We start from the raw sequence: 12,063 nt of genomic DNA, 5'->3' as shown, positions 1-12,063 counted from the left end.
CGTGAGCACGCCCGAAGAGAATCCGCGCCCCACTCCCGTGGACGTACCGCTGATCCACATCGGCGCACCCGCCGAGTCCGGGGGCGGCTGCGGCGACGGCTGCGGCTGCGGTGACGGCTACGACCCCGACGGCCTGGAGTGCGGCCTCGACCCCGCCCTGGCGCAGCTCCTGGCCGAGGCCGGTCTGGACCCGGTCCAGGTCGAGGACATCGCCCACGTCGCGATCGAGGAGGACCTCGACGGGGGCGAGGACGTCACCACCGTGGCGACCGTCCCGGAGGACGCCGTCGCCACCGGTGACTTCACCGCGCGCGAGGCGGGCGTGGTCGCGGGGCTGCGCGTCGCCGAGGCCGTCCTGTCCATCGTCTGCACCGACGAGTTCGAGGTCGAGCGCCACGTCGAGGACGGCGACCGGGTCGTGGCCGGCCAGAAGCTGCTCACGGTCACCACCCGCACCAGGGACCTGCTCACCGGCGAGCGCAGCGCGCTCAACCTGCTCTGCAGGCTCTCCGGGATCGCCACCGCGACCCGCGCCTGGGCCGACGTGCTCGAAGGCACGAAGGCGAAGGTCCGCGACACCCGTAAGACCACTCCCGGGCTGCGCGCGCTGGAGAAGTACGCCGTGCGGTGCGGCGGCGGGGTCAACCACCGCATGTCCCTCGTGGACGCCGCGCTGGTCAAGGACAACCACGTGATCGCCGCCGGCGGCGTCGCGGAGGCCTTCCGGCGGGTCAGGAAGGCCTTCCCGGAGCTCGCGATCGAGGTCGAGGTGGACACCCTGGAGCAGGTCCGCGAGGTGCTCGACGCGGGTGCCGACCTGATCCTGCTGGACAACTTCACCCCGTCCGCGACCGCCGAGGCGGTCGCCCTCGTCGGCGGCCGCGCGGCGCTGGAGTCCTCCGGCCGGCTCACCCTCGGCTCCGCACGCGCCTACGCCGACGCGGGCGTCGACTACCTGGCCGTCGGCGCGCTCACGCACTCCTCGCCGATCCTCGACATCGGTCTGGACTTCCGCGACGCCGCGGCGGCGACCCACGGAGCCGACGCCTGATGCTGCTCACCATCGACGTCGGCAACTCCCACACCGTCCTCGGTCTGTTCGACGGCGAGGAGATCGTCGAGCACTGGCGCATCTCCACCGACGCCCGCCGCACCGCCGACGAGCTCGCCGTCCTGCTCCAGGGCCTGATGGGCATGCACCCGCTGCTCGGTGTCGAACTCGGCGACGGCATCGAGGGCATCGCGATCTGCTCGACGGTCCCCGCCGTGCTCCACGAACTCCGTGAGGTCACCCGCCGCTACTACGGCGACGTCCCGGCGGTCCTGGTGGAGCCGGGTGTCAAGACCGGTGTGCCGGTCCTGACGGACAACCCGAAGGAGGTCGGCGCGGACCGCATCATCAACGCGGTGGCCGCCGTCGAGCTGTACGGCGGCCCGGCGATCGTCGTCGACCTCGGCACGGCCACGACCTTCGACGCGGTCTCCGCGCGCGGGGAGTACACGGGCGGGGTGATCGCACCCGGCATCGAGATCTCCGTGGAGGCCCTCGGGGTGAAGGGCGCCCAGCTCCGCAAGATCGAGCTGGCGCGCCCCCGCAGCGTGATCGGCAAGAACACCGTCGAGGCGATGCAGTCCGGCATCGTGTACGGCTTCGCCGGCCAGATCGACGGGGTGGTCCAGCGCATGAAGAAGGAGCTGGCGGCCGACCCCGACGACGTCACCGTCATCGCGACCGGGGGCCTTGCTCCGATGGTGTTGGGCGAGTCCTCCGTCATCGACGAGCACGAGCCCTGGCTGACCCTCATCGGGCTGCGCCTCGTGTACGAGCGCAACATCGGCCGGATGTAGGGCGCGCCCGCGGTCACCTGCGGGAACGACCCGGCGGCGCGGCGTTCGACGGCGCGCCGCCGAGCGGTTGGTTAAGAGGATTTTGTCCATTTAGCACGTATTGTCGCGTTATGCCCACGCCCTACGGATCACGCGGCGGCATGGCGTTCAGCGCGGACGAGCTCCGGGTGCTCCGACGTGCTCTCGCCAACGCCCTCCACCCCACGCCCCTGCCGGAAGAGGATGTCCAGGACTGTCTGCGCCTGGCAGGCGCGGTGGACGAGGTGGTGAGCGAGGCGGGACGGCTGCGCGCCTTCCTCCTCGCCGATCTCGCCCGCTACCGCGACGCGCTCCCCGGCTCCCTCACCGGCTATCTGGAACTCCTCCAGGACGCCCTCGCGGCGGGTTACGATCCCCGCCCCGACGACCTCGCGGCCCTGCGCGCCCTGCGTGCCGGGCCGGTCGCGGCGGCTCTGCTGGAGCGCTGCCAGGTGCTCGCCGAGCGTTCGGTGCGGGCGCGTCTCGCCGGGCGCACGGTCCCGTTGACGGCGCCCGGGCCGCGCAGCAGGCTGCTGGCCCTGCCCGGCGGGCTGACGGCGGCCAAGGAGCCGGAGCGGCCCCGGACCCCGTCGAGGCCCCCCGTGCCCGCCCGTCCCGCGGCCCCGGGTGAGCGGCCCATGCCCAAGCCGTCCGAGGTCTTCCCGCCCCGCCGGCGTCCCGCGCCGACGCCTCCTCCGGAGGAGCGCGCCGTCTCCTGAGGGGCCGACGCGCCCGAGGGGTGCCCGGGAGTGGCCGGAATGCCGGGCTCGCTACCCTGGACGGCATGGACTACGTATCCGCGCTCGTTCCCCCCGTGGTGATGGCCGTCTTCTTCATCGGCCTCGTCAGGACGATCATCAAGAGCCAGGGCGGCCCGAACAAGGCCAAGGAGGACGCCGCGGTGGACGCGGCGCTCGCCCGTGCAGAGCTGGCCAAGCAGGCCCCGCGGCCCGAGGGCGTCTGACCCGGACCGCGTACGAAGGGCGCACGGCTCCACCGGAGCCGTGCGCCCTTCTGTCGTCCCGGAATCATCCCATTCCAGACATCTGGCACTAAGGTGGCGGTGTGCCCCGCCAATTGGGAGAGCTGGAAGACACCGTGATGACACGGGTCTGGCAATGGAACCGCCCGGTCACCGTGCGGGAAGTTCTCGAGGACCTTCAACAGGAGCGGTCCATCGCATACACGACCGTGATGACGGTTATGGACAATCTCCATCAGAAGGGCTGGGTCCGCCGGGAAGTCGACGGCCGGGCATATCGATATACGGCGGTCTCCACCCGCGCCGCATACGCGGCCGCACTGATGAACGAAGCCTGGGCGCAGAGCGACAACCCGGCTGCCGCACTGGTCGCCTTCTTCGGCATGATGTCCGCCGAGCAGCGTGAAGCCCTTCGGGATGCGATGCGTGTCGTGGCGCCCACCTTCCCGGAACCGGCCGGTAACGGGTCCGACGGGACGACCGCAGCCGATGAAGCGCCGTCGGAGAGCGGGCGATAGCGTCGGGGGATGTCCTCAGAGCAGTCGCAAACCGAGCCCCGTGCCGAGTCGCAAACAGGAGCGCATAGCGAGCCGGAAACCCGATCTCGCGCAGATGTTCATACCGGCCCGTCGGCAAATAGGCCGGCCATCACCGTCCGCCGTGCCAGGACGAGTGATGTGGCGTCCGTCCGCGGACTCCTCGACGGCTACGTCTCCCAGGGCATCCTGCTCGACAAAGCGACGGTGACTCTTTACGAGGACATCCAGGAGTTCTGGGTCGCCGAACGTGACGAGGACGCCCGTGTCATCGGCTGCGGCGCACTCCACGTGATGTGGGAAGACCTGGCCGAGGTCCGTACGCTCGCCGTCGACAACGGCATCAAGGGATCAGGAGTAGGACACCAGGTCCTGGACAAGCTCTTGCAGACCGCGCGCTGGCTCGGCGTCCGCCGGGTTTTCTGTCTCACGTTCGAAGTCGACTTCTTCGCCGCGCACGGCTTCACCGAGATCGGAGAGACGCCGGTCGACGGAGATGTCTACAGCGAGCTGCTGCGTTCCTATGACGAGGGTGTCGCCGAGTTCCTGGGTCTCGAACGAGTGAAGCCGAACACCTTGGGCAACAGCCGGATGCTTCTGCACCTGTGAACGGCGGAAGGCGCCGGAACCCTATGTCCGAATCGCGCATGTTTCCCGTGTTCTTGCGCTCCTGAACCTCTCCCAGGGGTTTGTGTTTTCCGGGGAAAAGCGGTTTCCTTTCCGCGTACTGCATTTTCGATGAAAGGAAATCCGGTGGCACAGAAGGTTCAGGTCCTTCTTGTTGATGACCTCGACGGTGGCGAGGCGGACGAGACCGTGACGTTCGCTCTGGATGGCAAGACGTACGAGATCGACCTCACCACGACCAACGCGGACAAGCTCCGTGGTCTTCTTGAGCCCTACACCAAGAGCGGGCGTCGTACCGGTGGCCGTGCCGCGACCGGCCGCGGCAAGGGCCGCGCCGTTTCCGGTGGCAACAAGGACACGGCCGAGATCCGCCGGTGGGCGCGCGAGAACGGCCACAACGTGAATGACCGTGGCCGCGTTCCCGCCGAGATCCGCGAGGCTTACGAGAAGGCCAACGGCTGACCTGTCGGCTGATGCGCCCACAGGTGATTCCGGGCATGTGCGAGCCTGACCCGGTGGCATTCGGTGGCCGCCGCGTCCACGAGTCGTACGAGATCGGGAGCATCCCCACCGCTGCTCCCGAAGCCGCCGAGGGCCGGGAGGGATCGTTCCGCCTCCCGGCACGGTCCGGGGGGCCGCAGCCAGACCGCGGCCCCCGGCGAGCTCGCCGTCCAGCCCGGCGGCACCGGGGCGTCGATGTGCCCGCCGGTACCGACGGCGGACAGGTCGAGATCGATTCCGCCCCACTCCAGCCAGTCGAGCAGACCGGGCACCTCGTCGGCGCTGCCCGCGGCCACCAGTAGCCGCATCCGCTGCCCTGCCACCGCCACCGGACCGGTCCGGCCGACCCGGCTCAGCGCCGCGTGACCAGCTGCGGCCGGCAGTTCCAGCACGTCGAAGCGCAGCCCCGTCAGCAGGCGCACCGGCGACGTGCCCGTCGTGGCCCAGCCGAGTTCGCGGGCGTACCACTGCGCGCAGTCGTCGTGTTCCGGCGACGAGCGGGGAGGCGGGACGAGGGTAGCCATGTCCGATGAACCGCCGAACCGGGCCCTGGGTTACGCAACGTCTCCCGTTCGCCGCTCTGCGTGCTCGCCGCGGGGGCGTACGGAAGCATCCGCCGGCACGAAGTTGTTCGCCCGTAGCGGAGGAAACGGGGGTGCGCCGCATGGACTGTCGGTGGGTGCGGGTAAGACATCCCTAGTGGGAAGGGGCGACACGCGGGCAAAAACGTCTCACGTTCGCCATCGGCGTACTGGCGAAAGGGCTATCTGCCTGGCCTGCGGGAACATCGTCTCGCACCATCGGGTTGGAGCAGTTGTCGGCGTTCGGGGCGGGAGAACCCCCGGGAAGCAGGGCCGGGTGTCGGCAGTTGAAATGAGCGGTCCCCGCTTGCGGGACTAAGCTGCGGAAGGACAGGGAGGGGACCGACCCCTTACTGCCTGACCGCTCTGAGGAGCGATTAACGATGTTCGAGAGGTTCACCGACCGCGCGCGGCGGGTTGTCGTCCTGGCTCAGGAAGAAGCCCGGATGCTCAACCACAACTACATCGGCACCGAGCACATCCTCCTGGGCCTGATCCACGAGGGTGAGGGTGTCGCCGCTAAGGCCCTGGAGAGCCTCGGGATTTCGCTCGAGGCGGTCCGCCAGCAGGTGGAGGAGATCATCGGTCAGGGGCAGCAGGCCCCGTCCGGGCACATCCCCTTCACCCCCCGGGCCAAGAAGGTCCTGGAGCTGTCGCTCCGTGAGGCCCTTCAGCTCGGCCACAACTACATCGGCACGGAGCACATCCTGCTCGGCCTGATCCGCGAGGGCGAGGGCGTCGCCGCCCAGGTCCTCGTGAAGCTGGGCGCCGACCTGAACCGGGTGCGGCAGCAGGTCATCCAGCTGCTCTCCGGGTACTCGGGAGGCAAGGAGGCTGCCACCGCCGGCGGCCCCGCGGAGGGCACGCCCTCCACGTCCCTGGTGCTCGACCAGTTCGGCCGGAATCTCACCCAGGCCGCTCGTGAGTCCAAGCTCGACCCGGTCATCGGGCGCGAGAAGGAGATCGAGCGGGTCATGCAGGTGCTGTCCCGCCGTACCAAGAACAACCCGGTGCTCATCGGTGAGCCCGGCGTCGGCAAGACGGCTGTCGTCGAGGGCCTGGCCCAGGCCATCGTCAAGGGCGAGGTGCCCGAGACCCTCAAGGACAAGCACCTCTACACCCTCGACCTCGGTGCCCTGGTCGCCGGCTCCCGCTACCGCGGTGACTTCGAGGAGCGCCTGAAGAAGGTCCTCAAGGAGATCCGCACCCGCGGCGACATCATCCTGTTCATCGACGAGCTCCACACCCTCGTGGGTGCGGGTGCCGCCGAGGGCGCGATCGACGCCGCGAGCATCCTCAAGCCGATGCTGGCGCGGGGCGAGCTGCAGACCATCGGTGCCACGACGCTCGACGAGTACCGCAAGCACCTGGAGAAGGACGCCGCGCTCGAGCGCCGCTTCCAGCCCATCCAGGTCGCGGAGCCGTCGCTGCCGCACACCATCGAGATCCTCAAGGGGCTCCGCGACCGTTACGAGGCCCACCACAGGGTCTCCATCACGGACGAGGCGCTGGTCCAGGCCGCCACCCTGGCCGACCGGTACATCTCGGACCGCTTCCTGCCGGACAAGGCGATCGACCTGATCGACGAGGCCGGCTCCCGGATGCGCATCCGCCGGATGACCGCGCCGCCGGACCTCCGCGAGTTCGACGAGAAGATCGCGGGCGTCCGCCGCGACAAGGAGTCGGCGATCGACTCCCAGGACTTCGAGAAGGCAGCTTCGCTCCGCGACAAGGAGAAGCAGCTGCTGGCGGCGAAGGCCAAGCGCGAGAAGGAGTGGAAGGCCGGCGACATGGACGTCGTGGCCGAGGTCGACGGCGAGCTCATCGCCGAGGTCCTCGCCACCGCGACCGGCATCCCGGTCTTCAAGCTGACCGAGGAGGAGTCCTCGCGTCTGCTGCGCATGGAGGACGAGCTCCACAAGCGCGTCATCGGGCAGAAGGACGCCATCAAGGCCCTCTCGCAGGCGATCCGTCGTACGCGAGCCGGCCTGAAGGACCCGAAGCGCCCCGGTGGCTCGTTCATCTTCGCCGGCCCGTCCGGTGTCGGTAAGACGGAGCTCTCCAAGACGCTCGCCGAATTCCTCTTCGGTGACGAGGACGCGCTGATCTCCCTCGACATGTCGGAGTTCAGCGAGAAGCACACGGTTTCCCGTCTCTTCGGTTCGCCCCCCGGTTACGTGGGTTACGAAGAGGGCGGTCAGCTCACCGAGAAGGTGCGCCGTAAGCCGTTCTCCGTCGTCCTCTTCGACGAGGTCGAGAAGGCCCACCCCGATATCTTCAACTCCCTGCTCCAGATTCTGGAGGACGGTCGTCTGACCGACTCCCAGGGTCGGGTCGTGGACTTCAAGAACACGGTCATCATCATGACGACCAACCTCGGGACCAGGGACATCTCGAAGGGCTTCAACCTGGGCTTCGCCGCCCAGGGCGACGTCAAGACGAACTACGAGCGGATGAAGGTCAAGGTCAACGAAGAGCTCAAGCAGCACTTCCGGCCCGAGTTCCTCAACCGTGTCGACGACACGGTCGTCTTCCACCAGCTCACCGAGGAAGACATCATCCAGATCGTCGACCTCATGGTCGCCAAGGTGGACGAGCGCCTCAAGGACCGCGACATGGGCATCGAGCTCAGTGCCGAGGCCAAGTCGCTCCTGGCGAAGAAGGGCTACGACCCCGTGATGGGCGCCCGGCCGCTGCGCCGGACGATCCAGCGCGAGATCGAGGACATCCTCTCCGAGAAGATCCTCTTCGGTGAGCTGCGTCCCGGTCACATCGTGGTCGTCGGCACCGAGGGCGAAGGGGACGAGAAGAAGTTCTCGTTCCGCGGCGAGGAGAAGTCCGCTCTGCCGGACGTCCCGCCGATCGAGCAGGCAGCGGGCGGCGGCCCGAACCTGACGAAGGAAGCGTAGGGCGCCTGACGCCTGAGCGTTCAAGGGGCTGCCCCGGACCGGTTTCGGTCCGGGGCAGCCCCTTTTCCCGTGCCGGTTCCCGTCGGCGAGGTGGGTGGAGCCGGTGCCCCGGGGTCCGGTGAGGGCTCCGGGGACGCCTGTACGGGTGCCAGGAGCTTCCTACGGGCGCGCCGCACGGCATCACCCGACGGCCCCGGCCTCGACGGCGCGGGAGGTGGCCGGCGTCCGGAGCGTGCGTCCCGTCCGCAGGCCCCGCGTCCAGCGACGCAGCCCCCCGGAGCGCCCGACCCGGCTTCGCTGCCTGTTCCGTCGGCCGACGGGGGCTCGTGCGGTGGCGAGCCGGCGGGACCGGTCCGGCCGACCGGGTTTCGGGGCCGTGGGCCGAGGCCCAGCCGCTCCTGCCGACCGTGGGCCGGGACAGGCGCCGCCCAGGGCGCCCGCAGCCGCACCGCGGGGACTCCCGCCGGGGCTTCCCTGTCCGAGCCGGCCGGGCGCCCTGCCGGGATGACGCCGTGTGTCCTCCGCCCCGGTGGGCCGGGCAACACGCGGGTCGGGGAGATCGGACCGCAGGGCCGAAGGTCCCGAAACGGGCAGGCTTCGGACCCACCGGCGGTGACAAGGCGCACAGGCCCTGAGAGGCCTACTAGCAGCCTTAGGAGAAGTCGCCGTGGCCGGTCGAGGGACCTTCGGCCCCCTCACGGTGAGACTTTTGCTGTTTGGGGCGATATGAGTCTTTTGAGGCGCTGTATCCAGGAACGATGCGTTTCGAGCTGCGGTTAAACCCGCTTCGTGTAAATCCTCGCCAAGATCTTCCGTGGCCTCCGAGCCCGCCCGCTGCGGACAATTCCCGGCACCTCGACTACGGCTTTTGTTCGTAGATGGGGTGTTTGAGTGTTCTGGGGGGTGCGGGTTACCAAGGTGGAGCAAGCCCGGTCGAGCACCGGGTCCAGTCACCCCGGAGGTTCTCCCCGCATGTCGAAGCGCGTTACGTTCCAGCACTCCCGCCGCCCGTCCATGTCCCGCGTCAGTGGCGCCGTCGTGGCCGCCGGCCTGGGTGCGTCGATGGTGTTCGGCGCGGGCGCGGCGTTCGCGTCCGGCACGACGGGCACCGCGGACACCGCGGCCCTCGCCGGCGCGGCCACCGCCAACTCCGTCGCCCAGCAGGCGACCGCCCAGAGCAAGGCCGCCGAGAAGGCGAAGATGAGCAAGGCCGAGAAGGCCGAGGCCGAGAAGAAGGCCGCCGCCAAGAAGAAGGCGGCTGCGAAGAAGAAGGCCGCCTCCTGGGAGGCCCCGGTCAACAAGTACGTGCTGAGCGCCACCTACGGCACCGGCGGCGACCGCTGGGCCAGCAAGCACTCCGGTCAGGACTTCGCGGTGCCGATCGGTACCAAGGTCGAGGCCGCGCACACCGGCCGCGTCGTCAAGGCCGGCCCGAACGGCGGCGGCGACGGTCCCGCGTACGGCAACGCCATCGTGATCAAGCACGCCAACGGCAAGTACTCGCAGTACGCGCACCTGTCGAAGATCGACGTCAAGATCGGCGACCGCGTGAAGACCGGTGAGAAGATCGGCCTGTCCGGCAACACCGGAAACTCCAGCGGCCCGCACCTGCACTTCGAGATCCGGACCACCGCCAACTACGGCTCGGCGATCAACCCGGTCTCCTACCTGAACTCCGTGCACGTCCACATCTGACGCGCACCCCGTAGCCGCTAGGCGGTGGGCCCCGGGTCATGGGCCTTGGTCACCAGTTCGATGGCGACCTCGAGAGCAGCCTCGCGCTTCTCCTCGGGGTCGCCTTCGGCGTCCCTGAGGGCCATCATTCCGGCGTGCATCGCGAAGAGCGCGGTGAAGCACCGCACCTGGTCCGTCAGCGGGGCGTCCGGTTCCTTGATCAGGTCCACCAGGGCGACGACCCGCTGCTTCATGGTGGGGCCGACGCTCAGATCGCGTACCGCCGCCTGGTTCTCCTGCATGAAGACGAAGAGCGGCGCGGCCGCCTTGAGCGCCTCGCTGTAGCGGACAAGGATCTCCTTCTTGGTCTCCAGCGTGCGGGGCTGCTCCCTGCCCCACTCCAGAAGCTCCTCGACCGGCCGGTTCAGGTCCTCGAAGATCCCGCTGAGGATGTCGTCCTTGGTCTTGAAGTGGTAGTAGAGCGCCGCCTTGGTGACCTGCAGCCGCTCGGCGATCTCGCGGAGGGACGTCTTCTCGTACCCCTGTTCCGCGAAGAGTTCCAGGGCGACGTCCTGAATGCGCTGGCGGGTGTTGCCCCGGCGCGGTTGCGGCGTGCTGCCCATGCGACTCTCCCAAGAACTTACTTGACGCCCGGCTAGTTACGGGTCTACTTTCCTCAGCATAGCTAACTAGCCGGGCGACAAGTAAGCGTCGGGTCGGTGGACCGGACACCAGGGGATCAGGGGTAGACGACATGGCAGAACCGAAGAAGGCGGCGGCCGGCCCGGCCGAGCCGCGCACACGCAGCGTCAGGGTGGTGGTTCTCGCGCTGATGATCACGATGCTGCTGGCCATGCTGGACAACCTCATCGTGGGCACCGCGATGCCGACGATCGTCGGCGACCTCGGTGGCCTGGAGCACCTGTCCTGGGTGGTCACGTCCTACACCCTGGCCACCGCCGCCTCCACCCCCATCTGGGGAAAGCTCGGCGACCTGTACGGACGCAAGGGCATCTTCCTCACGTCCATCGTGGTCTTCCTGGTCGGCTCGGTCCTCAGCGGAATGGCCCAGGACATGGGTCAGCTGATCGGATTCCGCGCGGTCCAGGGCCTCGGGGCCGGCGGTCTGATGGTCGGCGTCATGGCCATCCTCGGCGACCTCGTGCCTCCCCGTGAGCGCGGCAAGTACCAGGGCATGATGGCCGGCGTGATGGCGTTCGCCATGATCGGCGGACCGCTGGTCGGCGGCGCGATCACCGACCACCTGGGCTGGCGCTGGAGCTTCTACATCAACCTCCCGCTGGGCGCGATCGCGCTGGCCATGGTCACCACGGTGCTGCACCTGCCCCGCAAGGAGCGGTCCGAGGCGAAGATCGACTACCTGGGTGCCGCGCTTCTCACCGTGGGCATCACCGCGATCGTGCTGGTCACCACCTGGGGCGGTTCGGAGTACGCCTGGGACTCGGCCGTGATCATGGAGCTCATCGCGCTCGGCGTGGCCTCCCTCGTCGGCTTCGTCTTCGTCGAGACCAAGGCCGCCGAACCGATCATGCCGCTGCACATCTTCCGCAACCGCAACTTCAGCCTGATGTCGGTGGTCGGCTTCATGGCCGGCTTCGTGATGTTCGGAGCGGTGCTCTTCCTCCCGCTCTACCAGCAGACGGTCCAGGGAGCGTCCGCCACCAACTCCGGGCTGCTGCTCCTGCCGATGCTGCTCGCGATGATGATCGTCTCGCTCGTCGCGGGCCGGGTCACGACGAGTACCGGAAAGTACAAGATCTTCCCGATCCTGGGCAGCATCCTCATGGTCGCGGGCCTGTTCCTCCTCGCCACCATGGACACCGGCACCACACGCTTCACCTCAGGCGTCTACATGGCGGTGCTCGGCGCGGGCATGGGTTTCCTGATGCAGATCACGATGCTCGTCGCGCAGAACAGCGTCGAGCTCAAGGACATGGGCGTCGCCTCGTCCGCGACCACCCTCTTCCGCACGCTCGGCAGCTCCTTCGGTGTCGCGATCATGGGCGCGCTGTTCACCGGGCGGGTGCAGGACGAGATGGCGGCGCGCGGTGGCGGCGGGGCCACGGAGAAGTCCGCGCAGCTCGACGCCTCCAGCCTGGCGAAGCTGCCCGACGCCGTGCGTGGGGCGTACGAGTACGCCGTGGCCTCGGGGACGCACATCGCGTTCCTGGTGGGCGGCTCTGTCGCGGTGGTGGCCCTGGTGGCCGCGCTGTTCGTCAAGGAGGTCCCGCTGCGCGGCACGGCGAAGCCCGGAGCGTCCGAGGACGGCGACGGAACGGCGCCGGCGGGCCGGCCGTCGGCCATGGAGTCGCAGGCCGTCTGAGCGGACCAGGGGCGCGGTACGGTCCGGACACGACGACCGGCCC

The 12,063-nt window shown here is 68.9% G+C and carries 12 protein-coding genes; 10 read left to right on the top strand and 2 right to left on the bottom strand.

The genetic code is table 11. From position 1 onward, the window contains the following. Position 1 precedes the first annotated feature (1 nt). The 7 genes from nadC (at position 2) to IA22_RS0105715 (ending at position 4,473) form a co-directional block, all read left to right on the top strand. Entirely contained in the window at positions 2-1,051 is a 1,050-nt protein-coding gene (gene nadC / locus IA22_RS0105745; RefSeq protein WP_015577691.1) for a carboxylating nicotinate-nucleotide diphosphorylase, read from the top strand. Next, complete coding sequence (locus IA22_RS0105740; protein ID WP_014155528.1) at positions 1,051-1,848, top strand: type III pantothenate kinase; 798 nt, start codon at positions 1,051-1,053, stop codon at positions 1,846-1,848. The genes nadC and IA22_RS0105740 overlap by 1 nt, the downstream gene beginning before the upstream one ends. Before the next feature lie 140 nt (positions 1,849-1,988). Beyond that, positions 1,989-2,585 (top strand): hypothetical protein, encoded by a 597-nt coding sequence (locus IA22_RS0105735; RefSeq protein WP_014155529.1) that lies wholly within the window; start codon positions 1,989-1,991, stop codon positions 2,583-2,585. 65 nt (positions 2,586-2,650) lie between these two features. After that, a complete protein-coding gene (locus IA22_RS0105730) occupies positions 2,651-2,830 on the top strand; it encodes a hypothetical protein (protein ID WP_014155530.1) in 180 nt (59 codons plus the stop codon). Between the two features lie 101 nt (positions 2,831-2,931). Next, positions 2,932-3,366 (top strand): BlaI/MecI/CopY family transcriptional regulator, encoded by a 435-nt coding sequence (locus IA22_RS0105725; protein WP_014155531.1) that lies wholly within the window; start codon positions 2,932-2,934, stop codon positions 3,364-3,366. A 9-nt stretch (positions 3,367-3,375) separates the two neighbouring features. Continuing rightward, positions 3,376-3,993: an amino-acid N-acetyltransferase gene (locus tag IA22_RS0105720; RefSeq protein WP_014155532.1), complete on the top strand. Its 618-nt coding sequence runs from the start codon at positions 3,376-3,378 to the stop codon at positions 3,991-3,993. A 144-nt stretch (positions 3,994-4,137) separates the two neighbouring features. Further along, on the top strand, positions 4,138-4,473 hold the full coding sequence (locus tag IA22_RS0105715) for a histone-like nucleoid-structuring protein Lsr2 (RefSeq protein ID WP_014155533.1): 336 nt from the start codon (positions 4,138-4,140) through the stop codon (positions 4,471-4,473). Here the strand turns inward: IA22_RS0105715 and IA22_RS0105710 are convergent. After that, positions 4,452-5,036, bottom strand: coding sequence for an SCO3374 family protein (locus IA22_RS0105710; protein WP_030122912.1), 585 nt, complete (start codon positions 5,034-5,036; stop codon positions 4,452-4,454). The two genes, IA22_RS0105715 and IA22_RS0105710, sit on opposite strands and share 22 nt — an antisense overlap. A gap of 440 nt (positions 5,037-5,476) precedes the next feature. Here IA22_RS0105710 and IA22_RS0105705 point away from each other — a divergent pair, with 440 nt between their 5' ends. Then, on the top strand, positions 5,477-8,002 hold the full coding sequence (locus IA22_RS0105705; RefSeq protein ID WP_014155535.1) for an ATP-dependent Clp protease ATP-binding subunit: 2,526 nt from the start codon (positions 5,477-5,479) through the stop codon (positions 8,000-8,002). A gap of 972 nt (positions 8,003-8,974) precedes the next feature. Continuing rightward, on the top strand, positions 8,975-9,697 hold the full coding sequence (locus tag IA22_RS0105700; protein WP_014155536.1) for a M23 family metallopeptidase: 723 nt from the start codon (positions 8,975-8,977) through the stop codon (positions 9,695-9,697). A gap of 17 nt (positions 9,698-9,714) precedes the next feature. On the opposite strand, the gene IA22_RS0105695 is transcribed toward IA22_RS0105700, so the two are convergent. Further along, a complete protein-coding gene (locus IA22_RS0105695; RefSeq protein ID WP_030122911.1) occupies positions 9,715-10,299 on the bottom strand; it encodes a TetR/AcrR family transcriptional regulator in 585 nt (194 codons plus the stop codon). Positions 10,300-10,430: 131 nt separating this feature from the next. On the opposite strand from IA22_RS0105695, the gene IA22_RS0105690 reads away from it, so the two are divergent. Beyond that, positions 10,431-12,020: an MDR family MFS transporter gene (locus IA22_RS0105690; protein ID WP_030122910.1), complete on the top strand. Its 1,590-nt coding sequence runs from the start codon at positions 10,431-10,433 to the stop codon at positions 12,018-12,020. Positions 12,021-12,063 lie beyond the last annotated feature (43 nt).

This window comes from Kitasatospora papulosa (assembly GCF_000717245.1).
GTDB classification, from domain to species: domain Bacteria; phylum Actinomycetota; class Actinomycetes; order Streptomycetales; family Streptomycetaceae; genus Streptomyces; species Streptomyces papulosus.
Note: the sequence above shows the minus strand (reverse complement) of the source record. Positions and strands in the feature narration are given on the sequence as shown.